A 26,756-nucleotide genomic window follows, 5' to 3' on the forward strand; every position below is an offset into this window, starting at 1 on the left:
GCACTGGTATGAGCACGCCGCCTCCGGGGCCGTCGTGCGGCTACCGGGTCAGGCGTTCCGTACCGCCAGCGCCCTGCGCAGGTCGTCGACCTGGTCGGTCAGCTTGCGCCGCAGGGCCGGGAGGAGGTCGTCGCGGGACAGGCACTCCTCGCCCAGGGCCACCGTCTCCGCGTCGACCGCGAAGTCCGGGAAAGCGTAGCGGCCCGCCGCCTCCGCGATCGCGGGGCCGCGCCGGGCGGCCAGCGGGACCGCGTCGACGTAGAAGCGCGTCACGTACTCCCGTACGAGGTCGGCCTGTTCGGGCTGCCAGAAGCCCTGGGCGGTCGCTGTGAACAGGTAGTTGGAGAGCGCGTCGCCGTCGAACATCGCGGCCCACGCGGCCGCCTTCGCGGGCGCGTCCGGGAGCGCGGCGCGACAGCGGGCCGCGCCCTCCTCGCCCGTCGCGCTGGGGTCGCGCGCCAGCTCGGCGGCGATCTCCGCCCCGGAGGTCGCGCCCAGCACCGCGAGCCGGTACAGGACGCGCCAGCGCAGCTCCGGGTCGAGCTCGGGGCCGCCGGGGACGCTTCCGTCGGCCAGCCACTCCTGGATGGTGTGGGGCTGGGCGGCGCAGTCGATGAAGTGGCGGACGGCGGTGAGGCGCAGGCCGGGGTTGTCGCCGTCCTCGGTGCGCCGGATCAGGTCCCGGGTCAGCTCGCCGAGGAGCGCGAGCGCGGCGGGGCGCGCGCCGTCCGCGAGATAGCGGTCGGCCACCTGCCCGCGGGCGAAGGTGAGGACGCCCTGCACGATGGCCAGGTCCGACTCGTGCGGGAGGTGGGCGCGGGCCGCCTCCAGGTAGGCGGCGGGCGGGAGCTGGCCGTCGCGGACCATGTCGCGGGCCGCGTTCCAGATGACCGCGCGGGCAATGGGTCCTCCCCTGCTCGAACGCAGTTGAGAGCTTGGGGAAGGGTCGGGCAGTCCGGAGAGGGAGCGCAGGGCCGTCTGCCACGACTCGGCGTCCAGGCGCACCTTGGCATAGCTGAAGTCGCCGTCGTTGAGGAGCACGAGCGCGGGGCGCGCGCCGGTGCGGGTCACCGGCTCGGCTCCGGGCACGTCGGTCTCGAAGCGCTCGCGCAGCACCAGCTGCCCGGGGCGCGCCGGGTCGGTGTCGTACGCGCCGACGGCGATCCGGTGCGGCCGGTCCCCGTCCTGCTCGACGGCGAGCGTCCAGGAGCCGCCGTCCGCCCCGACCACCGACGTCAGCGTGTCCACGCCGGTGGTGCGCAGCCACTTGTCGGCCCAGGCGTGCACATCGCGGTCGGTGGCGGAGGCGAGGTTGTCGATGAAGTCGGCGAGCGTGGCGTTGCCGAACTTGTGCCGTTTGAAGTGGGTGTTGATGCCCGCGAGGAAGTCCTTCTCGCCCAGCCAGGTCACCAGCTGGCGCAGTGCGGACGCGCCCTTGGCGTAGGAGATGCCGTCGAAGTTGAGCATCGCGGAGGCGGTGTCGGGCACGGCGGCCGGGTCGGGTGCGACGGGGTGGGTGGAGGGCCGCTGGTCGGCGTCGTACCCCCAGGCCTTGCGGACGATCCCGAAGTCCACCCAGGTGTCGGTGAAGCGGGTGGCCTCGGTGAGGGTCTGGTAGCCCATGTACTCGGCGAACGACTCGTTCAGCCAGATGTCGTCCCACCAGCGCAGGGTGACCAGGTCGCCGAACCACATGTGGGCCATCTCGTGCGCGACGACCATGGCGCGGGTCTGGCGCTCGGTGTCGGTGACGGCGGAGCGGTAGATGAACTCGTCGCGGAAGGTGACCAGGCCCGGGTTCTCCATCGCGCCCGCGTTGAACTCGGGCACGAAGGCCTGGTCGTACGAGTCGAACGGGTACGGCTCGTCGAACTTCTCGTGGTAGCGGTCGAAGCACTGCCGGGTGATCTCGAAGAGTTCCTCGGCGTCGGCGTCCAGGTACGGCGCGAGCGAGCGGCGGCAGTGCAGGCCGAAGGGCAGGCCCGCGTGCTCGGTGGTCACCGAGTGCCAGGGGCCGGCGGCGAGCGCCACGAAGTAGGTGGAGAGCAGCGGGGTGGTGGCGGCCTTCCAGCGGCCGTCGCCCTGCCGCTCGGTGATGCCGTTGGCCAGCACGGTCCAGCCTTCGGGCGCGGTGACGCTGAGGTCGAAGGCGGCCTTCAGGTCGGGCTGGTCGAAGGCGGCGAAGACGCGCTGCACGTCCTCCATGAAGAGCTGGGTGTATGTGTAGGTCTCGCCGTCGACCGGGTCGGTGAAGCGGTGCAGCCCCTCGCCGGTGTGCGAGTACGTCATCTCCGCCTCGACGCGCAGCTCGTGCGGGCCTTCGGCGAGACCGGTGAGCGCGAGGCGGTTCCCGACCAGCGTGGCGGGGTCCAGCGGCTGTCCGTCGAGGCTGACCGAGCGCAGGGTGGCGGGCTTGACCTCGACGAACGTGTCCCCGGCCGCGCGTGCGGTGAAGTGGATGACGGTCTGGGAGTCGAAGGTCTCCTCGCCGGTGGTGAGATCGAGCTCGATCTCGTACCGCTGGACGTCGAGGAGCCGGGCACGGGTCTGCGCTTCGTCGCGCGTCAGTACGGACATGGAGGCCATGCTGCCCGATGCGCCCCGGTCCGCACACGGGGAATGCGTTGCGCTCTCAGCGCAGGGCGCCCGGGCGCGCGGCGGCGAGTTGGTGCCCCGGACGCGGTGCGGGCCCGTGGTGCGGGCAACCGGGTCAGCCGCGTCGCGGGCGCCGCTCTCCCGCTTCGATGCCACGGGCCCCCGTCACGACGACTTGGCGATCGTCTCGTGGTGCCTGATCACCTCCGCGATGATGAAGGTCAGGAGCTTCTCGGCGAAGGCCGGGTCCAGCTTGGCGTTCTCCGCCAGGCGGCGCAGCCGGTCGATCTGCTCGGCCTCGCGGGCCGGGTCGGCCGGCGGCAGCTTGTGCTCGGCCTTGAGGTGGCCGACCTGCTGGGTGCACTTGAAGCGCTCGGCGAGCATATGGACGACGGCCGCGTCGATGTTGTCGATGCTGTCCCGGAGCCGGGCGAGCTCCGCCTGCACGGAGGGGTCGATCGTGGTCATGGTCGTCGAGCTTACGTGGCCGGGCCCGGGATCGTCGGAGGGTGTTCAGGATCCGGGATCCTGCTGCTCCAGCCGCCGGGGACGGCCCGGCCCTGCTGCTCGCGGAAGCGGACGGGGGCGGTGCCGACACGCCGGGTGAACAGGCGCGAGAAGTACGCGGGGTCGTCGTAGCCCACCCGGCGGGCCACGGCGGCGACCGGCAGCTCGGTGGCGGCGAGCAGTTCCTTGGCGCGGCCGAGCCGGATGCCCAGGAGGTAGTCCTTGGGGCTGCACCCCGCGCCCCGGCGCACCGCCGTGCGCAGCTCCGCGGGGGTCATACCGTGCCGGGCGGCGTGCTCGGCCACCGACAGCGGCTGGAAGGCGTCGCGCGCCAGCGCCTGCAGGACGGGGTCGCCGTCGGGCGCGAGGTCGGCGCGGGCGCGGCGCAGGGCGACGAGGAGTTCGTGGACGGCGGCGCCCGTCTCGACCTCCAGGAGCGGGTTGCCCCGGCGGGCCGCCCGTGCGATCCGGCCGACGGCGGCCCGGGCGCCCGCGGTGTCGGCGAGCGGCACGACGGGCCGCTCGGGTTCGATGTAGCCGAGCTCGGTGTACGTGGCGGTCGCGGGCCCGGCGAAGTCGACGAACGACTCGTCCCAGCCGGTGACCGGGTCGGGCCCGTAGTGGTGCGGTACGCCCGGGGTGAGCCAGATCAGCGCGGGCGCGGTCACGGTGAGGCGCTCCCCGTCCGCGCCCCGGAACCAGCCGCCGCCCGCGCCGATCACCACGGCGACGTGGTGGTCCAGGGTGCGCGGCCCGACGGTGGGCAGCACGCCGTGCTGCATCCCGACGCCCAGGCAGACCAGGCCGAGCCGGTGGTGGACCGGGCTCGGCGTGAAATAGCGCATCCAGGTCTGGTACATGCCGGTTCCGCCGCCTCCCGTCCCCCTTTGCGTCCAATCAGCGCCGATCTTTGTCCATGGACCGGCGCCCGCGCCAGGGGCGAGGCTGACCCCGGGAGATCGAGAGACGGGCGGGGCCGGTGGCTGACTTCACCGTGGGTGACGAGGACTTTCTGCTGGACGGGCGGCCGGTGCGGCTGCTTTCGGGGGCGCTGCACTACTTCCGGGTGCACGAGTCCCAGTGGGGCCACCGGCTCGCGATGCTGCGGGCGATGGGGCTGAACTGCGTCGAGACGTACGTGCCGTGGAACCTGCACGAGCCGGCCCCGGGCCGCTACCGGGATCCGGACGCGCTGGGCCGCTTCCTGGACGCGGCGCACGCTGCCGGGCTGTGGGCGATCGTGCGCCCCGGCCCGTACATCTGCGCCGAGTGGGAGAACGGCGGGCTTCCGCACTGGCTGACGGGCGCGCTCGGGTCCAGGGTGCGCACCCGGGACCCGGAGTATCTGCGGCACGTGGAGCGCTGGTTCCGGGCGCTGCTGCCGCAGGTCGCGGCGCGCCAGGCCGACCGGGGCGGCCCGGTGGTCATGGTGCAGGTGGAGAACGAGTACGGCAGCTACGGCTCGGACCGGGTGTATCTGCGGGCGCTCGCGGACCTCCTTGCCGAACTGGGCGTGACCGTACCGCTGTTCACCTCCGACGGCCCCGAGGACCACATGCTGACCGGCGGTTCCCTTCCGGGTGTGCTCGCCACCGCGAACTTCGGCTCGGACGCCCTCGAAGCCTTCGGGGTGCTGCGCCGTCACCGCCCCGAGGGGCCGCTGATGTGCATGGAGTTCTGGTGCGGCTGGTTCGAGCACTGGGGCGCGGAGCCGGTGGTGCGGGACGCGCGCGAGGCGGCCGGGGCGCTGCGGGAGATCCTGGAGTGCGGCGCCTCCGTCAACCTCTACATGGCGCACGGCGGCACCAGCTTCGCCGGGTGGGCGGGCGCCAACCGGGACGGCGAGGCGCATCTGGGCACGCTGCGGCCGGACGTCACGTCATACGACTACGACGCGCCCATCGACGAGTACGGCCGCCCGACGCCGAAGTTCTGGGCGTTCCGCGAGGTGCTCGCCGAGTACGCGCAGGAACCGCTCCCCGAACTCCCGCCCGCGCCACCGGTGTTGGGCGCCCCGGTCACCGTGCCGCTGACGCAGTGGGTGGCGGCCGAGGACGTACTGGAGGCGCTGGGGTCGGCGGAGGGGGTGTACGGGGCGCCGCCGACGTTCGAGGAGCTGGACGTGGACCGGGGTGTGGTGCGCTACCGGTTCGAGGTCCCCGGGCCCCGGCAGCCGTATCCGCTGCGGGTGCTCGGACTGCGGGACCGGGCGGTCGTATACGTCGACGGGGTGCGGGCCGGGGTGCTCACCGAGGACGACGCGGTGCTGCCGGAGCCGGTGGCGGGGCCCGCCGTGGTCGAGCTGTGGGTGGAGTCGCTGGGGCGCGTCAACTACGGGCCGACGCTCGCTGAACCCAAGGGGATCACCGTCGGGGTGCTGCACGAACGGCAGTTCCTGCACGGCGTACGCGCATGTGGGCTGCGGCTCGACGCGTTCGAGGACCCCGAGCGGGTGCGGCGGCTCCCGTTCCGTTCAACTGCGGAGGCGGGCCGGGGACTGTTTCGAGGCACCTTCGACGCCCCGGTTCCGGGAGACGCGCGTCTCGGACTCCACGGCCTGGTGCGGGGTTTCGTCTGGGTGAACGGCTTCAATCTCGGACGCTACTGGTCCACCGGACCACAGCAGTCCCTGTACGTCCCCGGAGCGGTGCTGCGGGATCAAGCCAACGTGGTGTGGGTGTGGGAACTTGAGGTTGAGGACCCAACGGGTCCGGAAGTGAAATTCCACTAGCCTCGAAGAGCGCGAAGAAAGCGGTCTCGATCACCGGTTCCGGCTACACGCCCGGCGCCGCCGTGAACGTGGGCGAGTGCGCCTACGCCACCGTCTGTTCCAGCGACGTCAAGTACCTCACCGCCGACGCCGACGGCGGTGATATCGGTGTCGCTCGACGTCAAGAAGGCCTTCACCGCCAAGGACTGGTCAACGGGCCAGGAGATCAACGTGGACTGTGCCGCCGTGCAGTGCAACATCACGGCCTGGGAGCAGGCCCCGGGCAACACGGTGCAGAACATCTCCTTCGCCTGAGCGAGTGAGCAACGGCCGCCCCGCCCCCTCGCGGGGCGGGGCGGGCGACCGCTCCTACAGCTCCGTCACCTCGAACGCGTCCAGTGTGAACTCCGCCGTGCCGTCGTCACCGGTCTTGCGCAGCCCGACCCACGCCTCGCCGGTCGCGGGGGCCGTGAACTCGTAGACGTACGCGGTCGGTCCAGTCGCCGTCCCGAACACCTCGCGGCTCAGCTCGCGCGTCCCGGCGCCCTCGTCGACGGCCGTGATCCACGCGTACTGACCGGCCTTCTCGCTCTCGTAACGGAAGCCGACGCGGTAGCGCTTACCGGGGAGGAACCGGACGGTGAAGGGCACGGTCCGGTAGACCAGGCCGTCGTTCTCGCCGCGCGACTTCAGCGACTGGCCGCCGTCGATCACGTCGTCGACCGCCTTCCCGTTCCAGCCGCGCTGGGTGTACGGGGCGTGCCGCTGTGCGAGGTGGGTGCGGGGGTCGGTGGCGCCGCCCGCGTCGCCCTTGACGAAGACGCCCCAGCCCTGCGGCACGTTCTCGAAGTCCTCGTAGACCAGCGCGCCCTCCTTGACGGTGGGCCGGGCCGCCACGACCCGTACGTTGTCGAACCGCACCCGGGCCTCCCCCGCCTCCGCGCACAGGGCGAGTTCGACCGGGCCGCCGCCCTCGGGGACCGTGAAGTGGGTGAACATCCGCTGGAAGCGGGTGCCGTGCTTGCGGTCGGCGGCGACGTGGTTGCCCGCCGTGGAGGTCGCCGTCCAGTTGCGCGCGGTCACACCGTCGGCGGTGCGCACCTCCAGGGCCGCGACGCGCCGCTCCCCCGCCCGCTCGCCCACCTCGACCTGCACGGACGCGGCGTACGTACCGGGCGCGAGGCGGGTCAGGCGCTGTCCGGCCGAGGCCGCCGCGCCCGCGCCGATCACCAGCTCGTAGTCACCGAGTGCGCTGCGGCGTACGGACGCGGGGCCGCTGACCGTCCAGCCCTTCAGGGAGCCGGAGTGGAACCCGGGATCGTACAGCCCGGTGCCCTGGCCCCAGCGCGGGTCCCGGTTCCGGGCGCGCTCGCGCAGGACGACATGGGGCTGTCCGGCCGCCGCGCCCTCGATGGTGACCGTGCCGGAGCGGACCGGCAGCTCGCGCTCGTACGCCCGGCCCTGGTCGGTGAGCCGGTACAGGGCCACCGTGCGGGCCCCGGACCAGCCGCGCGGCAGCCGCCAACTGGTCGTGCCACCGGCCGGGTTGTAGTGGTAGAGCTTGGCCGGGTCGGCCGCGCGGCGGGGCTCCCAGGGCAGCAGATAGGCGCCGCCGTCGTACACCACGCGCGCGTCCGTGGTGATGCGGCGGGTGCCGTCGGCGTCGGAGACCGAGGTGGCTCCGGGTCCGAAGAAGGTGATCTCGTGCTCGTTCCAGCGCCGGATCGGATACGCCTGGAGGTACTTGGCGGGCAGCGACTGCGTCCAGATCAGCTCGTAGAACGCCGTCCAGTCGGTCTTTCCGACCCACCCCTCGAAGTTGCCCATACGGGCATGGCCGAGCAGCGTCGGCCACTTGTCGGCGAAGACGTCCTTCTGGTGGTTCCTGATGAAGCGGATCAGCCGGGAGTTGATGCCGCGCGAGGTGTCGCCGCCGTAGTCGGTCTCGTTGGCCCAGTGCGACCAGAGCGAGGAGCGCTCCAGGCCGTGGCCCCACTCGGAGGTGACCAGCCAGCCCTGGTCGCGCAGGGCGCGCTGGAGGCGGTCGGAGGTCCAGCCCGACTCGCGGAACACGTCGATGTAGACGGCTCCCAGCGCCGGGTCCGCGTCGCGGCGCAGCGCGGCGAACCGCCGCGCGATGTCACCGGAGACCAGGTCGCGGCGCTGGTCGATGCGGTACGACTGGTCGAGCCAGTCCCACTGCTCGTTCGCCTTGTCGACCAGCGTCTCGGAGAAGGCGTGGGCGACGGGGTAGGACTCGGTGGCGTTGACGTGGACGGCGAAGTCGCTGTTCCACTTCTTCCCTTCGCGGACCAGGTGGTTGAGGTCCTCGATGCCGCCCGCGCGCTCGTTGTAGTTGCCCGCGTAGTCGGGGTGGGCCGAGTCGTGGCCCTCGGACTGGTAGCCCTTGAGCAGCGTGTACTGGCGCAGGCCGTCGGTGGCGAGCGAGATCCGCTTGACGTTGTCGAGGGTGGCCAGGAACGGGTTGGTCGCCTGCGAGGCGAAGTTGAACGGGATGTGCGGGACGACCCGCAGATGCTGTTCGTCGGCGCCGAGCGGGCTGACCATGATGTCGCGGAACGCGATGGCCGCGTCCTGCCAGTCGACGGTGCCGTCGCCGTTGCGGTCGCCGGTGACGATCACGGTGGCGTACGGCAGCGGCTCGGTGTCCCGCACGACGGCGGTGGCGGCCCGGTGCGTCCACTGGCCGGGGACGAGCCGCGCCTCGACGTAGCCGTCGCGCTTGAGGGTCTGACGCCACAGCCGCCCGTTCTCCCAGGTGGTTCCGGCCGCGCTGTCGGGCTTGTCGTAGACGGTGTTGGTCTCGACGGCCCCGCCGAGCCCGTCGTGGGCGACCACCGCGTACGCACAGCCGACCGGCGCCGCGTCCGGGGCGGTGTCCGCGGTGACCCGGACGAGCGTGTCTCCGCTCTTCGCCTTGTCCAGCTGGATCCGGGCGGCGAACAGCGCCGCGCCCGGCTGGTCGCTGCGCACGGAGAGCAGGGCGAGGCCGGGGATCTGGAGGGTGCCCACGCGCAGGGCCGCGGTGTCGTCGATCCGGGTCACCCGCCAGTCGACGCGGTGCCCCTCGACGCGGATCTCCACGCCGATCTCGGTGCCGCCGTCGAAGGCGAGCGTGTACGCGGCCCGGTCCCGGCCCGTCCGCGCGGTGACCCGGGGCGTGTGGGCGACCCCGTCGACCAGCACGCTCGTGACCGGCTCCTCCTGCCCGTACAGCTTCGCGCCGGTCGCGCGGTCGGTGTACGAGACGATGCGCGGGAACGCGGCGTCGACCAGCACCTCCAGGTCGCGCGAGCGGATGGCGCTCTCCCCGGCGGCGAGCGCGGTCCCGGGCGCCCCCAGCGCGACCCCGGCCCCGGCCAGCGCGGTGGCCGCCACCACCGTCCTCCGCTTCGGTCCGCGTACTTCAGCGTTCACGCCGGCTTCCTCCTCGTGACGGGGTCTCGTGCCAGGTCACGATGGGCCGGGAGGTGTGGGTACGCCCATGGACAAAGGGGAGGGGGTGTTGGACTAAGTGTTCGACTGCGGGTTGTGCGTGGCCGGCCGCGCCCACGCGGCGGAGCCGCACATGTCACAGCCCCGCGCCTCTGGGAGGTCAGGGACGCGGGGAACCGCGCGAGCAAGCCTGCACGGTCCGCAGGCGAAAGACGGCCACTCAGGGGCGCGGGGAACCGCGCGATCAGCCACAGACGGTCCGCAGCCGAAGATCGCGCCACCGCAGCCCTCCAGTGGCAGGACCGCCAGGACCGGCCGGCCGCCCTCCGGCGACGGGCCCGCCGTCAGTTCGCCGCCGAGGGCCGTCACCTGCTCGTCCAGGCCCGCGAGGCCGAACCCCCCGCCCCGCACGCTCGGCGGAACCTTCGTCGCGCGGGAGCCGTCGTCCGCGACCCGGACCTCAAGGCCGTCCTCGACCAGCCGCAGCCCCACCCGCACTGCACTCGCCTCGGCCGCGTGCCTGCTCGTCCAGGACGGCCATGTCACGCCTGCTCTCCAAGATCATGCGGAACCCGGTCCTGACCATCTCCTGGTCTTCCGCGATGACCACTGTGATCGACATGTCCACATCTGACCAGATTGGGCCGGACGCCCGCACATTCGGGGCGCCCGGCCGGGAGGAGCTGTGCGGTGCGAGCGGAGCGCTAGGGCGTGTTTCGAAAGTAGCGTCGTCCGCCCGAAGGGCGGGCCCGGCGGCGTCTGGTGCGTGCGATCGCAAGGCGGAGGGTCGCCCCGATACTGGTTGTATCGGGGCGATCCCGACAACGCGGCGAGCGTGCGTGCCAGACGCCGCCGGGCAGACGGGACTTTCGAAACACGCCCTAGAGGGTGGCCGCGGCCTTCGCGATGTCGGCGGCGAAGGTCGAGACCTCGCTGTAGACGCCCGGGTAGCCGGGCTCGGCGCAGCCCTGGCCCCAGCTCACGATGCCGACCTGGATCCAGGCGTTGTTGTTGTCCTTGCGGAACATGGGGCCGCCGGAGTCGCCCTGGCAGGTGTCGACGCCGCCCTGCTGGACGTAGCCCGCGCAGATCTCGTCACTCGGGACGAGGTCGCTGCCGTACGCCTGCTGGCACTGCGCGTCGGAGACGAACGGGACCGTCGCCTTGTAGAGGTAGCGCTGCTGGCCGCCGCCCTCACTGCGGGCGCCCCAGCCGGCGATGGTGAAGGTGCCGTTGTTGAACGCGGTGGTGGTGGCGATCTTGAGGGTGGGCTGGTTGACCGGCTTGGCGAGCTTGATCAGCGCCCAGTCCTTGCCCTTGCCGTTGTAGCCGGGCGCCTGGAGCACCTTGGTCGACTTCACCTTGATGGCGCTGCTGCTCTGGAGGTCGACCACGCCCGCGGTCGCGGTGATGGAGGTGTTGGTGCCGGAGCCGTCCACGCAGTGGGCGGCGGTGAGGACGATCTGCTGGGTGTAGAAGGCGCCGCCGCAGCCCATGGAGAGGCGGACCATGAACGGGAACTCGCCCTGGGCGGCCCGGGTTCCGCCGACCACGGGCGCCTGGGACGCGGAGGCTCCCATGGCGGGCTGGAGGGTGAACGCGGCGAGGGTGACCGCCGCGACGGCCATGCATCTCTTGAGCGCACGCACGAGGGTGTTCTTCAAGGGACTGCCTTTCGTGGGGGGTTGAGCGTGGGGATCGAACGTCTCCGCGCCCCGGCGCGCCACTGGGATGACATGGGCGCGTCAATGCGCGTGTTGTGGATTATCGGAGCCCCCGGGGCGCCCAACAAGGATGACTTTCCGGCCATGTGTACGAAGGCGGCGTGCCGCGGGTCCCTCGTACAGTGGAGGCTGGTTCACCGTCGTACGGGGGTGACAGCGTGGCCCATACGAACGCGGCCGGGTCCGGGGCCGGTCACGGCTCCGGTCCGGTCGTCCACGGGTATCCGCACATCGAGACCGTGCGGGCGGCGATCACCGCGCTGTACCGGCGGCTGTCGTCCGACGGGATCCAGGGGTACGCGACGAGCGTCCTCCCCGCGGACGTGGCCTTCGCCGACCACGACGACCTCCATCTGGGCGCCCAGCGGGTGGCCAGGGCGCTGGTCCAGCACCTCCATCTGCCGGACGCCCGGATGATCGTCGGGTTCCGCGAGATGCAGCACGCGGCGTCGGTCGAACTGGCCGCGGGGCCCGAGTACTTCATCGAACTCAACGACCGCTTCCGGCGCCACCGGCGGGACATCGGGGCGGCCCTCGCACACGAGATCACACATGTGCTGCTGCACCGGCTCGGGCTGGAGTTCCCGGGGACGCGGGCCAACGAGATCCTCACGGACACGGCGACCACGTATCTGGGGGCGGGGTGGCTGCTGCTCGACGCTTTCCGGGAGGACGGGGTGTCCAGCCAGAAGCTGGGGTACCTGACGCCGGAGGAGTTCGGTTACGTACTGGCGAAGCGGGCGGCGGTGTTCGGCGAGGACCCGTCGCCGTGGTTCACCAGCCCGCAGGCGTACCCCGCGTACCGGGCCGGGCTCGCCCGGGCCCGGCTCGACGAGCAGCAGCCGCCGCTGGTGGCGGCGGGGTGGGCGGGGCGGCGGCGGTACGCGCGGGACCGGCGGGGTGCGCGGGGGTCGGCGGGGGCGCCGTACTCCTTCGAGGGGGAGGGGTCCTCGCTGCGGGTGTGCTTCTCGTGCCCGACGTGTGGGCAGCGGAATCGGGTGGGGGTTCGGGGGAGGGTGCGGGTGCGGTGCGGGGTGTGCGGGGCGGTACTGACCTGCGACACATAGCCCCCACCCCGCCCGTTCCCGCTGTGACGTTCGCGGCTCCGCCGCGCGGCCTCGGGGGTGGGTGGGGGTGGAGGAGGGTTTCCCGGGGGCTACGCCCCGGACCCCGGGCGGGGCCCCGGACCCTGCACCCCGCTTTCGGGGCTCCGCCCCGGCCCCTGTTCGTCTGCGGGGCCGTCTGTGGCTGGTCTCGCCCACGCGGCGGAGCCGCACATGTCACAGCCCCGCACCCCTGAAGAGCGGGAGCCTCACTCCCTGCCCCGGCTCCTCAAACGCCGGAGAGGCTGGATTCGCACGCCGGAGGGGCTGAATTTCCCGCCGCCGGGGCTGAATCTTGGCCGGGCCCCCTTCTGCGTGCCTTTAGGGGCGCGGGGAACTGCGCGAGCAACCACAGCCCGGCCCGCAGACATACACCGGGCCCAAAAGGGGCGCGGGGCCGTGACATTGTGCGGCTCCGCCGCGATGGGGGTCCCCCCTGTTCGAGCGAAGCCGAGAACGTGGGGGAGCGACCAGCCCCCACCGAACCCGCAGATGAACCCGTAAATCAGCCATCACCCACCGGCCCGGCCGAAATTCGCCCCCGCCCGCCCTGCCCGACGCCCCACGTTCACCACCGCGTCACACCCCACCCCCGTAATGAAGGAGTTGTCTGTACAACAGTTGGCTGTACAACCTCGCCCCTCATGGAGCCCTCGTGACGACCGCCCCCCGTATCCGCACCACCGGTATCGCCCTCGCGCTCACCGCATCCGCGTTCGCCCTTGCCGCCTGCGGCGCGAAGAGCGATGCCAAGAACGTCGACTCGGGCGGGAAGGGCGGCGGGGTTTCCGTCGCGGCCGCCGGGTCCGCCGCCGAGGCCGGTGGGATGGACGCCCTCATCGCCGCCGCCAAGAAGGAAGGCACGCTCAACGCCATCGCCATCCCCCGCGACTGGGCCAACTACGGTGCCCTCATCGACGGGTTCCAGAAGAAGTACGGGATCAAGGTCGCCGTCGAGAACCCGGACGGGACCAGCCAGGACGAGATCAACGCCGTCAAGACCCGCAAGGGCCAGGACCGCGCCCCGGACGTGCTCGACCTCGGTGCCTCGTTCGCGCAGGCCGCGGCCCAGCAGGGGCTGACCGCCCCGTACAAGGTGACCGCGTACGACAAGATCGCCGAGGGGCAGAAGGACGCGCAGGCCCGCTGGTTCAACGACTACGGCGGCTACGTCTCCATCGGCTGTGACGCCAAGCGCGTCAAGGAGTGCCCGCAGACCTTCGCCGATCTGCTGAAGCCGCAGTACAAGGGGCAGGTCGCGCTCAACGGCAACCCGACCAAGTCGGGTTCGGCCTTCGCCGGTGTCTATGCCGCCGCCCTCGCCTCCGGCGGGTCCTTCGACGACATCCAGCCCGGTCTCGACTTCTTCGGCAAGCTCAAGAAGAACGGGAACTACAACCCCGTCGAGTCCACCCCGGCCACCGTCGAGAAGGGTGAGACCCCGATCAGTATCGACTGGGACTATCTCAACGCCGGGTATGGGGAGGAGTTCAAGAGCAAGGGGCTGGACTGGAAGGTTGCTGTGCCGGGGGATGGCGTTTACGCGCAGTATTACTCCCAGGCCATCAACAAGGATGCGCCCCACCCCGCCGCCGCCCGGCTGTGGCAGGAGTACCTGTACTCCACCGAGGGGCAGAACCTGTGGCTGAAGGGCCACGCCCGTCCCGCGCTCATGACCGCCATGGAGCAGGACGGCTCGCTCGACAAGGCCGCCGCGGCCGCGCTGCCCAAGGTCGCGGGCACCCCGAAGTTCCCGTCCGAGGCGCAGACCGCCAAGGCCAAGCAGGTCCTCGCCGCGGGCTGGGCCAAGGCGATCTCGGGCTGATCTGATCCATGACCTCGTCACTCCTCACCTCCTCCTCGTCGGGGGCCGGCGCCGCGACTGACGTGCGCCGTCCCCGGCGGGGCCTCAGGGCACCCGGGTCCTGGCTCGCCGCCCTGCCCCTGCTCGCCTTCGTGGCCCTCGCCTTCGGGCTCCCCGCCGTCGCCATGTTCAACGGCGCGCTCACCGTCAGCGGCTCGTACGGGCTCGGCAACCTCGACCAGTCCCTGCACGGCGCCTACCGCACCGCGCTCCTCGGCAGCCTCAAGCTGGCCGCGGTCACCGCGGCCATCGGCTCGGTGCTCGGGTTGCTGCTCGCCCAGGCCGTCGTCACCTCGCGCGGCCGGGCGCTGCGCGAAGCCGTGCTCACCGCGTCCGGCGTGCTCGCCAACTTCGGCGGTGTACCGCTGGCGTTCGCCTTCGTCGCGACCCTCGGCAACGCCGGTGTGCTCACCACCCGCCTCGGCCTCGACCGGCATGGGTGGAGCCTCTACAGCTTCTGGGGACTCTCCCTTACTTATCTGTACTTTCTGGTGCCGTTGATGGTTCTCACCGTCGCACCCGCCCTCGACGGGCTGCGGCCGCAGTGGCGCGAGGCCGCGCTCAACTCCGGTGCCGGCGCCTGGCAGTACTGGCGGCACGTGGGCATCCCGGTGCTGCTGCCGACCCTGCTCGGCGGGTTCGTGCTGCTCTTCGGCAGCGCCTTCGCCGCGTACGCCACGGCCGCCGCGATGGTCGGCAGCTCGGTGCCGCTGGTGACGCTCCAGATCGCGGACGCGCTCTCCGGCAACGTCCTGATCGGCCAGGAGAACGTGGCGCTCGCCCTCAGCCTCGACATGGTCCTGGTCGCGGCGCTCGTCATGGCCGTCCATCTGCCGCTGCAGCGAAGGAGCGCCCGATGGCTCGCCTGATCCCGGCCGGGATGCGCCGGTGGCGCGGTGTCGTCCTCGGCGCCGCCGGGCTCTACTTCCTGGTTCCGCTGATCGCGGCTCTTGTCTTCACGGTGGATGTGCCCGGTCAGGGGTTCACCCTTGATTCGTACACGCAGATCTTCTCCGCCGACGGCTTCACCACCGCCCTGCTGCTCTCCCTCGGCCTCGGGCTCACCACGGTCGCCCTCGCGCTGCTCCTGACGCTCCCGGCCGCGCTCGCGGTGCGGATCTCGGGCTCGGGACGGCTGCGGGCGGTGCTCGAAGTGGTCTGCACGCTGCCGCTGGTGGTGCCGCCGGTCGCGCTGGTCGCCGGGATCGGGACCGTACTGAAGTGGGGGCCCGACCACCTCGCCGGCACTCCGCTGTACGAGACGTTCGTCGCCGTGCAGGACCCGGACTTCCCGATCGTGCTGGTCCTCGCGTACGTGGTGATGGCGCTGCCGTTCGTCTACCGCTCACTGGAGGCGGGGCTGCGGGCCGTCGACGTCCGTACGCTCGTCGAGGCCGCCCGCGACCTGGGCGCCTCCTGGCCCCGGGCGATCGTCTCGGTCGTCCTGCCCAATCTGCGCACAGCGCTGCTCAACGCCTCGTTCCTGGCGCTCGCGCTGGTGCTCGGCGAGTTCACGGTGGCGCAGCTGCTCGGGTTCCGGCCGTTCGCGGTGTGGATCGTGCAGGCGTCCGGCTCCAACGCCCAGCTGTCCGTGGCCGTCTCGCTGCTCAGCCTGGTGCTCACCTGGGTGCTGCTGCTGGCCCTGACCGCCGTCTTCCGTACGCGTGCCGCCCGTTCGGCGCGTGCCCCCCGCAGTGACAAGACCAAGAAGGAGGCGGGCGCGTGACGATCACCGACGCAGCTGCGCGCACCGGGACCGCCCTGAGGATCCGGGGGCTGCGCCGCACCTTCGGCTCCGCCGTCGCGCTCGACGGGCTCGACCTCGATGTCGTACCCGGTGAACTCCTCGCCCTGCTCGGCCCGTCGGGCTGCGGCAAGACCACGGCGCTGCGGGTCCTCGCGGGCTTCGAGAAGCCCGACTCCGGTCAGGTGCTGCTCGACGGTGAGGACATCGTGCCGGTCCCGGCCAACCGGCGCGACACCGGGATGGTCTTCCAGTCGTACAGCCTCTTCCCGCATCTGACCGCGGCCGACAACGTGGCCTTCGGGATGCGGATGCGCAAGGTCGCGGCGGCCGAACGGCGTTCGCGCGCCGCCGAGTTGCTGGAGCTTGTGGGTCTGCCCGACCACGGCGGGCGATTTCCGCACCAGCTCTCCGGCGGTCAGCAGCAGCGCGTGGCGCTGGCCCGGGCGCTCGCCCTGCGGCCCCGGCTGCTGCTGCTCGACGAGCCGCTCTCGGCGCTCGACGCCAAGGTGCGGGTGAACCTGCGCGAGGAGATCCGGCGGCTCCAGCTGGAGCTCGGGATCACCACCGTGTTCGTCACGCACGACCAGGAGGAGGCCCTGTCGATGGCCGACCGGGTCGCGGTGATGCGCGGCGGGCGGCTGGAGCAGTGCGCCACCCCGGCCGAGTTGTACGACCGTCCGGCGACCGCGTTCGTGGCGTCCTTCATCGGCACCATGAACCGGGTCCCGGGGCGCCCCGCCCCGGACGGGCAGGCGGAGGTCCTCGGCGTCACGCTTCCCGTGGACGGTCCGGCGGCCGGTGCCACCGCGTTCCTGGTGCGCCCCGAGGCGCTCGACGTGTCGGCGGACGGACCCGACCTCGTCACCGGCAGCTCCTTCCACGGGGCCAGTACCCGGCTGCGCGTCCGTCTCGCGGACGGCACCGAGGTGAAGGTTGATCTGCCCTCGCACGCGGCGGGCGCGTTCGGCGCCGGTGCGGCCGTGACCGTACGGCCGCAGCGGCGTCCGGTGCTCGCGGCGGGTGAGGAGGCGTGAGCGGGCTGCGGGCGGTGCTCTTCGACATGGACGGCACCCTGGTCGACACCGAGCGGGCCTGGGTCGAGGTCGTCGAACAGGTCGCGGCCCGGCACGGGTACGCGCTGGTGGGCACCGGGCGCACGGCGGTGTACGGACGGTCCGTCGAGGACACCGCCACGATGCTGTACGAGCCGCTCGGCGTTCAACAAGCCGCCCTGGCGGCCGAGTTGGGCGACGGTTTCGCCGCGCGGCTCGCGGACGGGGCCGAGCCCCGGCCGGGCGCGCTGCGGCTCCTTTCGGTGCTGCGCCGCAACCAGGTGCCGACCGCGCTGGTGTCGGCGTCCCCTCGCGCGGTCGTCGACCGGGTCGCGGCCTCCCTGGCCGGGCACCGCTTCGACGCGGTGTACGGGGCGGAGGACACCGTACGGACCAAGCCCGCGCCCGATCCCTATCTGGCGGCGGCAGCGGCGCTCGGCGCGGAGCCTTCGCGGTGCGTGGCCGTCGAGGACACGGTGACGGGGGTGGCGTCGGCGGAGGCGGCGGGGTGCGCGGTGCTCGCGGTGCCGTCGATGGAACCCATCGCGCCAGCGGCGGGCCGGACCGTGCTGGCTAGTCTGGAGGAAGCTGATCTGGCGTTGCTCCGCTCGCTGATCAGCGTGCGCTAGCGGGCAGTCGACGGGGACAGGAACGGGGACGGGGAGAGATGGCAGGCAAGGCGCCGCTGTACCGGAAGGTGGCCGGCGATCTGCGGGCGGCCATCACCGCCGGGGAGTACGGGTCGGGGGCGCGGCTGCCCGCCGAGGACGAACTCGCCCGTACCTACGGCGTGTCCAGGGGCACGGTCCGCCAGGCGCTCGCCGCGCTGCGGGCCGACGGGCTGGTCACCTCGCGGCGCGGGGCGCGGCGGGTGGTGCTCGGCGGGGGCGGGACGCGGCTGCAGAGCTTCGAGGAGCTGCGGTCGTTCGCGCGCTGGGCGCGCTCGCAGGGCGAGGAGCCGGGCGGCCGGACGGTCGCGGTGGACCCGGGCGAGGCGACCGAGGAGGAGGCCTACCATCTGCGGCTCCCGGTCGGGGAGCGGATCTTCCGGGTCCTTCGGGTCCGTACGCTCTCCGGGTCCCCGGTGATGGTGGAGCGCACGACCTACCCGGAGCGGGTGGGTGAGCTGGTGGCGGCGATGGACCCGGGCCTCGCCTCCCACGCCGACGAGCTGGAGGCGCACGGGGTGCTGTTCAGCGACGCCCTGCACACGATCGACGTGGTCCCGGCGGACGCCGCCGACGCGGAGCTGCTCGGCTGCCGGGCCGGTGACGGCCTGCTGCGCGAGCGCCGCCGCTCCACCGACCCGGCGGGCCTGCCGCTGGAGTGGTCCCAGGACCGCTATCTGCCGGGCACGGTGGCGTTCACGGTACGGAACTCGTCGGGGTCGAGGGCGATGGGCAGGAGCCTCAACGGCTCGTGAGGCTCCTGCCTGCCCGGGTCCGCCGCTGTTGCTCAGCAGCCGTGGTCGACCAGGTCGAACGTCGCGTAGTGGTCCGAGGTGTAGTAGTCCTCGTCGCTCTGCTGTCCGGTGACGATGCGGCGGGCGCCGCGCGTCGAGGAGCCGGGCGTCTTCACGGTGTACTCGTGGTAGTAGCCGCTCGGCTCCGACGGCAGCACGTGCTCGCGGTTGGAGAAGACGACGCCGTCCTGGGAGTACGGGAACGGGCCGCCCTTGTCGATGAGCCGCAGCGTGTCGTACGCCTGCGAGGGCAGGGCGGAGTAGCAGATGCTGCCGACGCTCTGGACGGACGCCGTCGACGCGGTGGCCGCGGTGGCCGCGGTGGCCGGAAGTGCGGCCGGGCCGAGGAGCAGGGTGGCGGCGAGGGTGACTATTCCGCCAAGCGTGGTGATACGTGGGGGGATTCTCATGCGGCCATGATGACGCGCGTAGAGCGGGGGCCGTCAACGTCAATTCCGTTGAATTTCCCACGAGTTAACCTGCGGCACCCGCCCGTAACGGAAGCGTCTGCCGCTCTTTGCTCTCATGGGAAGAATTTGGTCATTCTTTCGTTTAAGCGAACTAAAGGCCTTGCTACTCTCTCCCGCCATGGACCACAGACTCGCTGCCGACCGTGCCAAGGCGGTCGAAGATCTTGTCTCCGTGACGCGCGAACACAGCGGCGTCACGGTGATGTTCCACACCGCGGTCGCCGAAAGGCAAGGCCTGGGCGCCTCCGAGACCAAGACGCTCGATCTGCTGGAACGGTTCGGTCCGCTCACCGCGAAGGAACTCTCCCAGCACACCGGCCTCGCCCCCGCCTCCGTCACCGGCCTCGTCGACCGCCTGGAGGCCAAGGGGTTCGCACGGCGCGCCAAGCACCCCACGGACAAGCGACGCGTCCTCATCGAGATCCGCCGGGAGAACATCGACGGCCTGAAGCGGTTCTTCGTGGACTGGTCCCATCAAGTGGCGGACTTCTGCGAGGAGTTCACGACGGACGAGCTGGAGACCGTGATCCGCTTCCTCGTCGGCAACAGCACGCTCCAGCGCGAGGCGGCGGCGCGGCTGGGGCCGTAGGCCCTGTCGTCAGATTCCCGCCTGCCCCGCGACGGGCGACGACGGGAATTCGACGAAAGGGCCCCAGCGCGGGACGCGCCGCCGCAGCCGGCGGCTTCCCCGCCCCCTCACCCCGCCCCGTACACCGCCCCCGGCGCCTCTGCCTCCCCCAGCAGCCTTCGTGCCGTCTCGCCCGCCTCCGCCGGGGTCCAGCGGGCTCCCTTGTCCGCCGTCGGGCCCGGGCGCCAGCCCTCCATGACCGTGATGCGGCCCCCTTCCGCCTCGAAGACCCGGCCCGTCACGCCCTCGCTCGCCGCCGAGCCGAGCCACACCACCAGCGGTGACACGTCCTCGGGTGTGGCCGCGAGGCCGGTGAAGACCTGCTCGGTCATCCGGGTGCGCGCCGCCGGGGCGATCGCGTTGACCTGGACGCCGTACTGCCCGAGCTCCGCCGAGGCCACCAGCGTGAGGCCGACGATCCCGGCCTTGGCCGCCGCGTAGTTCCCCTGGCCCACGCTGCCGAGCAGGCCCGCCCCCGAGGTCGTGTGGACGACCCGGGCCACCGGCCCGCGGCCCGCCTTGGACTCGGCGCGCCAGTGCGCCGCCGCTGCCCGCAGCGGCAGGAAGTGGCCCTTGAGGTGGACCCGGAGGACCGCGTCCCAGTCGTCCTCGTCGAGGTTGACCAGCATCCGGTCGCGCAGGAAGCCCGCGTTGCTCACCAGCGTGTCCAGGCGGCCGAAGCGGTCGAGGGCGGCTTCGACGAGGGAGGCAGCGCCCTTCGCCGTCGCGATGTCCCCGCCGTGTGCGACCGCCTCACCGCCCGCCGCACGGATCTCGGCGGCGACCTGCTCGGCCGGGCTGCCGGGGGCGGGGGAGCCGTCGAGGCCGACGCCGAGGTCGTTGACGACGACCTTCGCCCCCTCGGCCGCGAACGCCAGGGCGTGCGCACGGCCGAGCCCCCGCCCCGCCCCGGTCACCACGACGACCCGCCCCGCACTGATGTCCGTCATCTCAACTCCCTTGCTCCTCGGGTGATTTGTTGACCGTGGCCGCGTCGAGGAACGCCGGGCGCTCGCCGCCGCCGTGGACCAGGAGGGACGCGCCGGTGATGTACGCGGCCCGCGCGGAGGCGAGGAAGACGGCCGCCTCCCCCACCTCGCCCGGCTCGGCGAGGCGGCCGAGCGGCACGGTCCTGGCGACGGCCTCGACGCCCTGCCCGTCCCCGTAGTGCAGATGCGCGAGCTCGGTGCGGACCATTCCCAGGACGAGCGTGTTGACCCGCACCCCGGGCGCCCACTCCACCGCCATCGAGCGGGCCAGGTTCTCCAGGCCCGCCTTGGCGGCGCCGTACGCGGCGGTGCCGGGCGAGGCGCGCGTACCGCTGACGCTGCCGATCATCACCACCGAGCCGCCGGACGCCCGCAGATGCGGGTACGCGGCGAGCGAGGCGGTGAGCGGCGCGGTGAGGTTGAGCTCCACCACGCGCGCGTGGCGCTCGGCGGGCGACTCCCCGAGGAGGCGGTAGGGCGTGCCGCCCGCGTTGTTGACGAGCACGTCGAGGTGCCCGTACGCCGTCGCGACCGCGTCGAAGAACTCCCGTACGGCGGAAGGTTCCCGCAGGTCGAGCGGGCGGAACTCGGCCTCCCTGCCCTCCGCTCCGACCGGCCGCTCCGGCGGTCTGCGGGCGCAGACCACCACCTCGGCGCCCGCCGCGAGGAACGCCCGCGCGATGCCCGCACCGACGCCCCGGGTGCCGCCCGTGACGACCGCCGCCTTCCCGGCCAGCTCCATCCGCTGCTACCTTCCCTACCTAACAAATGTTTGGTGGAAAGGTAGCTGATCCGCTCATGGGTGTCTCCACCACCGGCCCCGAGAAGGGGATTTCCCTCGTCACCGTCGACTTCCCACCCGTCAACGCGCTTCCCGTGCACGGCTGGTACGAGCTGGCCGACGCCGTGCGCACGGCCGGGCGCGACCCCAAGATCCGCTGTGTCGTCCTGGCCGCCGAGGGGCGCGGCTTCAACGCCGGGGTCGACATCAAGGAGATGCAGCGCGACCCCGGCCACAGCGCGCTCATCGGCGCCAACCGGGGCTGTTACGAGGCCTTCGCGGCGGTGTACGAGTGTGAGGTGCCGGTGGTCGCGGCGGTGCAGGGGCACTGCCTGGGCGGCGGGATCGGTCTGGTGGGCAACGCCGACGTGGTGGTCGCCAGCGAGGACGCCACCTTCGGGCTGCCCGAGCTGGACCGGGGCGCACTCGGCGCCGCCACCCATCTGGCCCGGCTCGTCCCCCAGCACCTGATGCGCGCGCTCTACTACACCTCGCGGACGGCCACGGCCCGGGAGCTGCTGGCCCACGGATCGGTGTGGAAGGTGGTCCGCGGTTCCGAACTCCTCGACACCGCAGTGGAGTTGGCGCGAGAGATCGCCCGTAAGGACGGTTCACTCATCCGGCTGGCCAAGGCCGCCATCAACGGCATCGACCCCGTCGACGTCCGCCGCAGCTACCGCTTCGAACAGGGCTTCACGTTCGAGGCCAACCTCAGCGGGGTGGCCGACCGGGTCCGCGACACCTTCGGCGAGGAACCGGGGAAGGGGAAGGAGCGGGCATGACGGACAAGACCATGACGCCCGAGGAGGCCGTCGCGCGGCTGCACAGCGGCATGACCCTCGGCATCGGAGGCTGGGGCTCACGCCGCAAGCCGATGGCGCTGGTCAGGGCGCTGCTCAGAGCGCCGGTGACGGATCTGACGGTGATCTCGTACGGCGGCCCGGACGTCGGACTGCTCGCGGCCGCCGGAAGGATCCGCAGGCTGATCGCCCCCTTCGCCACCCTCGACTCCATCCCGCTGGAGCCGCACTTCCGCGCGGCGCGCGAGGCGGGGGCGTTCACGCTGACGGAGATCGACGAGGCGATGTTCATGTGGGGGCTGCACGCGGCCGCCAACCGGCTGCCCTTCCTGCCGGTACGGGCCGGACTGGGCTCGGACGTCATGCGGGTCAACCCCGGTCTGCGGACGGTGACTTCGCCGTACGAGGACGGGGAGACGTTCGTGGCCGTGCCCGCGCTCCACATGGACGCGGCCCTGGTCCACCTCAACCGCGCCGACCGGCTCGGCAACGCCCAGTACCTGGGCCCCGACCCCTACTTCGACGACCTGTTCTGCGAGGCCGCCGACAGCGCGTACGTCTCCTGCGAACAACTCGTCGAGCCGGGCGGCTTCGCGGACGCCGTCCCGCAGACCCTCCTGGTCGGACGCCACTCGGTCACGGGCGTCGTCGAGACGCCGAACGGAGCGCACTTCACGTCGTGCGTACCGGACTACGGGCGGGACGAGCCGTTCCAGAAGCTGTACGCGACGACACCGTGGGACGAGTTCGCCCCGCGGTTCCTGGCGGGGCCGGACGAGAAGAGCTACCAGTCGGCCGTCCAGGCCTGGCACGAGGAGGTCCGATGACGGACTCGACCGTGGTGATCGGCCGCGCCGAGTACTGCGTGATCGCCTGCGCCGAGGCCTGGCGCGGCGACGGGGAGGTGCTGGCCAGCCCGATGGGCCTGATCCCGTCGCTGGGCGCGCGCCTGGCCCGGCGCACCTTCGCCCCGGACCTGCTGCTCACCGACGGCGAGGCGACGCTGGTCGGGGCGGACGGGGCGGCGGAGGGCTGGCTGCCGTACCGCCGCCATCTGACCATGGTCACCGGGGGCAGACGGCACGTGATGATGGGCGCGAGCCAGATCGACCGGTTCGGCAACCAGAACATCTCCTGCATCGGCGACTGGGCGGCGCCCACACGCCAGCTGCTCGGGGTGCGCGGCGCCCCCGTCAACACCCTCAACAACCCGGTGAGTTACTGGATCCCGCGCCACTCCCCCCGGGTGTTCGTGCCCGAGGTCGACATGGTGTGCGGCGTCGGCTACGACCGGGCGGCCGCCGCCGGGGCGCGCTACCACCGCATCCCCCGGGTCGTCAGCGACCTCGGCGTCCTCGACTTCGCCACACCGGACCGCACGATGCGACTGGCGTCGCTGCACCCCGGGGTGACGGTGGAGCAGGTGCGCGCGGCGACGGGCTTCGAGCTGACGGTGAAGGACGAGGTCCCGTACACCCGGGACCCCACTCCCGAAGAGCTGCGTCTGATACGGGAGGTGCTGGACCCGGAGGGGCGGCGCGACGGGGAGGTCCGTAGCTGATGGAGACGGCACTGACCCGGCTGGTGGGAGTGCGGCACCCGATCGTGCAGACGGGGATGGGGTGGGTGGCCGGTCCCCGGCTGGTGTCGGCCACGGCCGAGGCCGGGGCGCTGGGCATCCTCGCCTCGGCGACGATGACCACGCGGGAGCTGCGCGCGGCGGTACGGGAGGTCAAGTCGCGTACGGACGCGCCGTTCGGGGTGAACCTGCGGGCCGACGCGGGGGACGCGCGGGAGCGGGTGCGGATCATCGTGGAGGAAGGGGTACGGGTGGCGTCCTTCGCGCTCGCCCCCTCGCGGGAGCTGATCGCCTCGCTCAAGGACGCGGGGGTGGTGGTCGTGCCGTCCGTCGGGGCGCGGCGGCACGCCGAGAAGGTGGCGGCGTGGGGCGCGGACGCGGTGATCGTGCAGGGCGGGGAGGGCGGCGGGCACACCGGCGAGGTGGCGACGACGGTCCTGCTGCCGCAGGTCGTGGACGCGGTGGACATCCCGGTGGTGGCGGCCGGGGGCTTCCACGACGGGCGCGGGCTGGTGGCCGCGCTGGCGTACGGGGCGGCCGGGGTCGCGATGGGCACGCGGTTCCTTCTCACGTCGGACTCTCCGGTGCCGGATGCGGTGAAGGCGCGGTATCTGGCGGCGGGGGTGGGGGACGTGACGGTGACGCGGGCGGTGGACGGGTTGCCGCACCGCATGCTCCGTACGGAGCTGGTGGCGTTGCTCGAACGGGCCGGGCGGGTGCGTTCGTTGGTCTCTGCCGTGCGGCACGCGGCGGCGTTCCGCTCGCTGTCGGGCTCGTCGTGGGCCCGTCTGGTGGCGGACGGCCGCGCACTTCGCCACGGCAAGGACCTGACGTGGAGCCAGGTACTGCTTGCGGCGAATACGCCGATGCTGCTGCGGGCGTCGATGGTGGAGGGGCGGGTGGAGGCGGGGGTGATGGCGTCCGGGCAGGTGGCGGGGGTGATTGAGGATCTGCCTAGCGTGGGGGAGCTCGTGGGGAGGGTGATGCGGGAGGCGACGGCGACGCTGTCCGCGCTCCGTGACCTTGGCCCCACCCCGCCCCTTCCCTAAACCCTCCGGGGGTGGGTGGGGGGTGATGTGGCTCTCCCGGGGGCTACGCCCCCGGACCCCCGTCGCGGGGCTGCGCCCCTGCACCCGCTTGCGGGGGCTCCGCCCCCTGCACCCCTGACGGGGCCTGCGGCCCCGGTACCGCCACGCTGGGGCCTGTGGCCCGCGCACCCTGTTCACGGGAGTTGCGGCCCCGGATCCCTGGCGGGGCCTGCGGCCCCTACACCCCGCTCACGGGGGCTCCGCCCCCGGTACCCCCGCTGGGGCTTCGCCCCCGCCCCCGCTTTCGGGGCTCCGCCCCGGACCTCGTTCGTCTGCGGGTCGTCTGTGGCTGGTCGCGCAGTTCCCCGCGCCCCTGAAGGGCGGGAGCTTCGCTCCCTGCCCCCTGCTCCTCAAACGCCGGAGGAGCTGAATGTGCCCCCGCTGCCCGACCTGTCCGCGCTGGACACCCCCATCCCCCTAAGGGGCGCGGGGAACTGCGCGACCAGCCCCCACCGGGGCCGCAGACAAACAGAGGGGTCTGGGGGCGCTGAGACCGGTGGAAGCTCCGGCTACGCCGACGCGCTGCGGCGGCCGCCCGACTGGGGACGGCCACGCCGCGCCCCGCCGGCCTGGGCGCGGGCGCCCTGGGACTGGGCACTCCGGGCCCCGCCCTGGGACTGCCCGGCCCGGCCACCCTGGGCAGAACCCGTAGCCCGACCGCCCTGGGCAGAACCCTGAGCGCGGCCACCCTGGGCAGAACCCTGCGTACGGGCACCCTGGGACTGCCCCGTGTGGCCCGAGGACGTGCGGGAGCCCGAGCGGGCGCCCCGGCTACGGGTGCGGGCACCCGACGGCGGCGTCGGGGCCGGGACCTCGATCACGACCGGCACCCCGGACGGCTCGCGCGCGCCCGTGACCCGTACCAGCTCCTCGTCGCTCGACTTCACCGCCGCCGTCCGGGGACGGATCCCCGCGAACGTCATCAGGCGGCTCATCTCCCGCTTCTGCTCGGGCAGGACCAGCGTCACGACGCTGCCGGACTCGCCCGCGCGGGCGGTGCGGCCGCCTCGGTGGAGGTAGTCCTTGTGGTCCGTGGGCGGGTCGACGTTGACGACCAGGTCGAGGTCGTCGACGTGGATGCCACGCGCCGCCACGTTCGTCGCGACGAGCGCGGTGAGCTGGCCGTTCTTGAACTGCTCAAGGGTGCGGTTGCGCTGCGGCTGGGAGCGGCCGCCGTGCAGGCCCCCCGCCCGTACGCCGCTCGCGAGCAGCCGCTTGACCAGCCGGTCCACCGAACGCTTGGTGTCCAGGAACATGATCACCCGGCCGTCGCGCGCCGCGATCCGCGCGGTGACGGCCTTCTTGTCGGTCTCGTCCTGGATGTAGAGGACGTGGTGTTCCATCGTCGTGACCGCGCCCGCCGACGGGTCCACCGAGTGGACGACCGGGTCGGTCAGGAACATACGGACCAGGCGGTCGATGTTCTTGTCCAGGGTCGCGGAGAACAGCATGCGCTGCCCGCCCGGCTCGACCTGCTTCAGCAGCGCCGTGACCTGGGGCATGAAGCCCATGTCGGCCATCTGGTCGGCCTCGTCGAGGACGGTGATCCGTACCTGGCCGAGCACGCAGTCGCCGCGCTCTATGAGGTCCTTGAGGCGGCCGGGCGTCGCCACGAGCACCTCGGCGCCGCGCCGCAGCGCGTTCGACTGCTTGGTGAGCGAAAGGCCGCCCACGACCGTGGTCAGGCGCAGGTTGACGGCCGTGGCGTACGGCGTCAGCGCGTCGGTGACCTGCTGGGCCAGCTCACGCGTCGGCACGAGCACGAGGGCGAGCGGCGCCTTCGGCTCGGCGCGGTGGCCGGCCGTACGGGCCAGGAGTGCGAGGCCGAAGGCGAGGGTCTTGCCCGAGCCCGTGCGGCCGCGGCCGAGGATGTCGCGGCCTGCGAGGGAGTTCGGCAGGGTCGCGGCCTGGATCGGGAACGGCTCGGTCACGCCCTGCGCGGCCAGCGTCTTGAGGAGCGCCGCGGGCATGTCGAGGTCGTCGAAACCGGCCACCGAGGGCAGCGCGGGCGTGACCGTTTCCGGCAACGTGAATTCGCCCTGCGGCTGCACGGTCCGGCCGCGCGCGGCGTTCGCGGCGGGCTTGGCGGAGCTGGAGGTGGAGCGCTTGCGGGGGGTCATACGCGTCATACGGAAATTGCCTTCCTGGGCCCGGTGGACGGACAGCACGCAAGCCGGGACCCGCACCTGCGCGGTGCGGGC

The 26,756-nt window shown here is 72.5% G+C and carries 24 protein-coding genes and 1 pseudogene; 15 read left to right on the forward strand and 10 right to left on the reverse strand.

The features are described 5' to 3' along the window. Window positions 1-48: 48 nt before the first annotated feature. The 3 genes from pepN to ACZ499_RS04970 all read right to left on the reverse strand — a co-directional run bounded on the left by pepN (window position 49) and on the right by ACZ499_RS04970 (window position 3,962). On the reverse strand, window positions 49-2,577 hold the full coding sequence (gene pepN, locus ACZ499_RS04960; RefSeq protein WP_468672362.1) for an aminopeptidase N: 2,529 nt from the start codon (window positions 2,575-2,577) through the stop codon (window positions 49-51). Window positions 2,578-2,760: 183 nt separating this feature from the next. Next, window positions 2,761-3,063: a chorismate mutase gene (locus ACZ499_RS04965; RefSeq protein WP_385537111.1), complete on the reverse strand. Its 303-nt coding sequence runs from the start codon at window positions 3,061-3,063 to the stop codon at window positions 2,761-2,763. A gap of 11 nt (window positions 3,064-3,074) precedes the next feature. Further along, a complete protein-coding gene (locus ACZ499_RS04970) occupies window positions 3,075-3,962 on the reverse strand; it encodes a helix-turn-helix domain-containing protein (protein WP_468672365.1) in 888 nt (295 codons plus the stop codon). 119 nt (window positions 3,963-4,081) lie between these two features. On the opposite strand from ACZ499_RS04970, the gene ACZ499_RS04975 reads away from it, so the two are divergent. The 3 genes and pseudogenes from ACZ499_RS04975 to ACZ499_RS04985 all read left to right on the forward strand — a co-directional run bounded on the left by ACZ499_RS04975 (window position 4,082) and on the right by ACZ499_RS04985 (window position 6,127). Continuing rightward, window positions 4,082-5,833, forward strand: a complete 1,752-nt coding sequence (locus tag ACZ499_RS04975) for a beta-galactosidase (RefSeq protein ID WP_468672367.1) — start codon at window positions 4,082-4,084, stop codon at window positions 5,831-5,833. Continuing rightward, window positions 5,824-5,958 (forward strand): annotated as a pseudogene (locus tag ACZ499_RS04980) (hypothetical protein); the annotation flags it as partial. The gene ACZ499_RS04975 and the pseudogene ACZ499_RS04980, both read left to right, overlap by 10 nt. Before the next feature lie 22 nt (window positions 5,959-5,980). Beyond that, a complete protein-coding gene (locus tag ACZ499_RS04985) occupies window positions 5,981-6,127 on the forward strand; it encodes a hypothetical protein (protein ID WP_468672369.1) in 147 nt (48 codons plus the stop codon). Between the two features lie 54 nt (window positions 6,128-6,181). On the opposite strand, the gene ACZ499_RS04990 is transcribed toward ACZ499_RS04985, so the two are convergent. From ACZ499_RS04990 to ACZ499_RS05000, 3 genes are all read right to left on the reverse strand, one after another. After that, window positions 6,182-9,250 (reverse strand): endo-alpha-N-acetylgalactosaminidase family protein, encoded by a 3,069-nt coding sequence (locus tag ACZ499_RS04990; protein WP_468672371.1) that lies wholly within the window; start codon window positions 9,248-9,250, stop codon window positions 6,182-6,184. Between the two features lie 93 nt (window positions 9,251-9,343). Next, window positions 9,344-9,814: an ATP-binding protein gene (locus tag ACZ499_RS04995; RefSeq protein ID WP_468672374.1), complete on the reverse strand. Its 471-nt coding sequence runs from the start codon at window positions 9,812-9,814 to the stop codon at window positions 9,344-9,346. A gap of 335 nt (window positions 9,815-10,149) precedes the next feature. After that, window positions 10,150-10,896, reverse strand: a complete 747-nt coding sequence (locus ACZ499_RS05000; protein ID WP_468672848.1) for a S1 family peptidase — start codon at window positions 10,894-10,896, stop codon at window positions 10,150-10,152. A 254-nt stretch (window positions 10,897-11,150) separates the two neighbouring features. On the opposite strand from ACZ499_RS05000, the gene ACZ499_RS05005 reads away from it, so the two are divergent. The 7 genes from ACZ499_RS05005 (at window position 11,151) to ACZ499_RS05035 (ending at window position 18,181) form a co-directional block, all read left to right on the forward strand. Next, the gene (locus ACZ499_RS05005; protein WP_468672376.1) at window positions 11,151-12,059 is read left to right on the forward strand and encodes a hypothetical protein; all 909 of its coding nucleotides are present in this window, start codon (window positions 11,151-11,153) and stop codon (window positions 12,057-12,059) included. 691 nt (window positions 12,060-12,750) lie between these two features. Further along, on the forward strand, window positions 12,751-13,920 hold the full coding sequence (locus ACZ499_RS05010) for an ABC transporter substrate-binding protein (protein WP_468672378.1): 1,170 nt from the start codon (window positions 12,751-12,753) through the stop codon (window positions 13,918-13,920). Between the two features lie 8 nt (window positions 13,921-13,928). Next, window positions 13,929-14,828 carry an ABC transporter permease gene (locus ACZ499_RS05015; protein WP_468672381.1) on the forward strand — a complete coding sequence of 300 codons (900 nt, stop codon included), beginning with the start codon at window positions 13,929-13,931 and terminating at the stop codon, window positions 14,826-14,828. Continuing rightward, entirely contained in the window at window positions 14,816-15,685 is an 870-nt protein-coding gene (locus ACZ499_RS05020; RefSeq protein WP_468672383.1) for an ABC transporter permease, read from the forward strand. The genes ACZ499_RS05015 and ACZ499_RS05020 overlap by 13 nt, the downstream gene beginning before the upstream one ends. Then, the gene (locus tag ACZ499_RS05025) at window positions 15,682-16,740 is read left to right on the forward strand and encodes an ABC transporter ATP-binding protein (RefSeq protein ID WP_468672385.1); all 1,059 of its coding nucleotides are present in this window, start codon (window positions 15,682-15,684) and stop codon (window positions 16,738-16,740) included. Before ACZ499_RS05020 ends, ACZ499_RS05025 begins: the two co-directional genes overlap by 4 nt. Further along, the gene (locus tag ACZ499_RS05030) at window positions 16,737-17,387 is read left to right on the forward strand and encodes an HAD family hydrolase (RefSeq protein WP_468672387.1); all 651 of its coding nucleotides are present in this window, start codon (window positions 16,737-16,739) and stop codon (window positions 17,385-17,387) included. Before ACZ499_RS05025 ends, ACZ499_RS05030 begins: the two co-directional genes overlap by 4 nt. A gap of 38 nt (window positions 17,388-17,425) precedes the next feature. After that, entirely contained in the window at window positions 17,426-18,181 is a 756-nt protein-coding gene (locus ACZ499_RS05035) for a GntR family transcriptional regulator (RefSeq protein WP_468672390.1), read from the forward strand. Between the two features lie 32 nt (window positions 18,182-18,213). On the opposite strand, the gene ACZ499_RS05040 is transcribed toward ACZ499_RS05035, so the two are convergent. After that, window positions 18,214-18,630 (reverse strand): guanyl-specific ribonuclease, encoded by a 417-nt coding sequence (locus tag ACZ499_RS05040; protein WP_468672392.1) that lies wholly within the window; start codon window positions 18,628-18,630, stop codon window positions 18,214-18,216. A 178-nt stretch (window positions 18,631-18,808) separates the two neighbouring features. Here ACZ499_RS05040 and ACZ499_RS05045 point away from each other — a divergent pair, with 178 nt between their 5' ends. Then, window positions 18,809-19,279, forward strand: coding sequence for a MarR family winged helix-turn-helix transcriptional regulator (locus ACZ499_RS05045; protein WP_468672394.1), 471 nt, complete (start codon window positions 18,809-18,811; stop codon window positions 19,277-19,279). 107 nt (window positions 19,280-19,386) lie between these two features. On the opposite strand, the gene ACZ499_RS05050 is transcribed toward ACZ499_RS05045, so the two are convergent. Beyond that, window positions 19,387-20,268: an SDR family oxidoreductase gene (locus tag ACZ499_RS05050; RefSeq protein WP_468672397.1), complete on the reverse strand. Its 882-nt coding sequence runs from the start codon at window positions 20,266-20,268 to the stop codon at window positions 19,387-19,389. Between the two features lies 1 nt (window position 20,269). After that, on the reverse strand, window positions 20,270-21,049 hold the full coding sequence (locus tag ACZ499_RS05055; RefSeq protein ID WP_468672399.1) for an SDR family oxidoreductase: 780 nt from the start codon (window positions 21,047-21,049) through the stop codon (window positions 20,270-20,272). Window positions 21,050-21,105: 56 nt separating this feature from the next. On the opposite strand from ACZ499_RS05055, the gene ACZ499_RS05060 reads away from it, so the two are divergent. The 4 genes from ACZ499_RS05060 to ACZ499_RS05075 are packed head-to-tail and all read left to right on the forward strand — an operon-like array spanning window position 21,106 to window position 24,516. After that, complete coding sequence (locus ACZ499_RS05060; protein WP_468672401.1) at window positions 21,106-21,870, forward strand: enoyl-CoA hydratase family protein; 765 nt, start codon at window positions 21,106-21,108, stop codon at window positions 21,868-21,870. Beyond that, complete coding sequence (locus ACZ499_RS05065; RefSeq protein WP_468405240.1) at window positions 21,867-22,715, forward strand: CoA transferase subunit A; 849 nt, start codon at window positions 21,867-21,869, stop codon at window positions 22,713-22,715. The genes ACZ499_RS05060 and ACZ499_RS05065 overlap by 4 nt, the downstream gene beginning before the upstream one ends. Continuing rightward, window positions 22,712-23,449 carry a CoA-transferase subunit beta gene (locus tag ACZ499_RS05070; protein ID WP_385546324.1) on the forward strand — a complete coding sequence of 246 codons (738 nt, stop codon included), beginning with the start codon at window positions 22,712-22,714 and terminating at the stop codon, window positions 23,447-23,449. The genes ACZ499_RS05065 and ACZ499_RS05070 overlap by 4 nt, the downstream gene beginning before the upstream one ends. Further along, a complete protein-coding gene (locus ACZ499_RS05075; RefSeq protein ID WP_468672403.1) occupies window positions 23,449-24,516 on the forward strand; it encodes an NAD(P)H-dependent flavin oxidoreductase in 1,068 nt (355 codons plus the stop codon). The genes ACZ499_RS05070 and ACZ499_RS05075 overlap by 1 nt, the downstream gene beginning before the upstream one ends. A gap of 548 nt (window positions 24,517-25,064) precedes the next feature. Here the strand turns inward: ACZ499_RS05075 and ACZ499_RS05080 are convergent. Next, complete coding sequence (locus ACZ499_RS05080) at window positions 25,065-26,684, reverse strand: DEAD/DEAH box helicase (RefSeq protein WP_468672405.1); 1,620 nt, start codon at window positions 26,682-26,684, stop codon at window positions 25,065-25,067. Between the last annotated feature and the right edge of the window lie 72 nt (window positions 26,685-26,756).

The organism is Streptomyces sp. NPDC031265 (assembly GCF_055570295.1).

Coding starts and splice junctions, on each gene's coding strand:
- pepN (WP_468672362.1), bottom strand. CDS start 2,577: ATGTCCGTACTGACGCGCGACGAAGCGCAGACCCGTGCCCGGCTCCTC.
- ACZ499_RS04965 (WP_385537111.1), bottom strand. CDS start 3,063: ATGACCACGATCGACCCCTCCGTGCAGGCGGAGCTCGCCCGGCTCCGG.
- ACZ499_RS04970 (WP_468672365.1), bottom strand. CDS start 3,962: ATGTACCAGACCTGGATGCGCTATTTCACGCCGAGCCCGGTCCACCAC.
- ACZ499_RS05000 (WP_468672848.1), bottom strand. CDS start 10,896: ATGGCCGTCGCGGCGGTCACCCTCGCCGCGTTCACCCTCCAGCCCGCC.
- ACZ499_RS05015 (WP_468672381.1), top strand. CDS start 13,929: ATGACCTCGTCACTCCTCACCTCCTCCTCGTCGGGGGCCGGCGCCGCG.
- ACZ499_RS05020 (WP_468672383.1), top strand. CDS start 14,816: ATGGCTCGCCTGATCCCGGCCGGGATGCGCCGGTGGCGCGGTGTCGTC.
- ACZ499_RS05035 (WP_468672390.1), top strand. CDS start 17,426: ATGGCAGGCAAGGCGCCGCTGTACCGGAAGGTGGCCGGCGATCTGCGG.
- ACZ499_RS05040 (WP_468672392.1), bottom strand. CDS start 18,630: ATGAGAATCCCCCCACGTATCACCACGCTTGGCGGAATAGTCACCCTC.
- ACZ499_RS05045 (WP_468672394.1), top strand. CDS start 18,809: ATGGACCACAGACTCGCTGCCGACCGTGCCAAGGCGGTCGAAGATCTT.
- ACZ499_RS05050 (WP_468672397.1), bottom strand. CDS start 20,268: ATGACGGACATCAGTGCGGGGCGGGTCGTCGTGGTGACCGGGGCGGGG.
- ACZ499_RS05055 (WP_468672399.1), bottom strand. CDS start 21,049: ATGGAGCTGGCCGGGAAGGCGGCGGTCGTCACGGGCGGCACCCGGGGC.
- ACZ499_RS05060 (WP_468672401.1), top strand. CDS start 21,106: ATGGGTGTCTCCACCACCGGCCCCGAGAAGGGGATTTCCCTCGTCACC.
- ACZ499_RS05065 (WP_468405240.1), top strand. CDS start 21,867: ATGACGGACAAGACCATGACGCCCGAGGAGGCCGTCGCGCGGCTGCAC.
- ACZ499_RS05070 (WP_385546324.1), top strand. CDS start 22,712: ATGACGGACTCGACCGTGGTGATCGGCCGCGCCGAGTACTGCGTGATC.
- ACZ499_RS05075 (WP_468672403.1), top strand. CDS start 23,449: ATGGAGACGGCACTGACCCGGCTGGTGGGAGTGCGGCACCCGATCGTG.
- ACZ499_RS05080 (WP_468672405.1), bottom strand. CDS start 26,684: ATGACGCGTATGACCCCCCGCAAGCGCTCCACCTCCAGCTCCGCCAAG.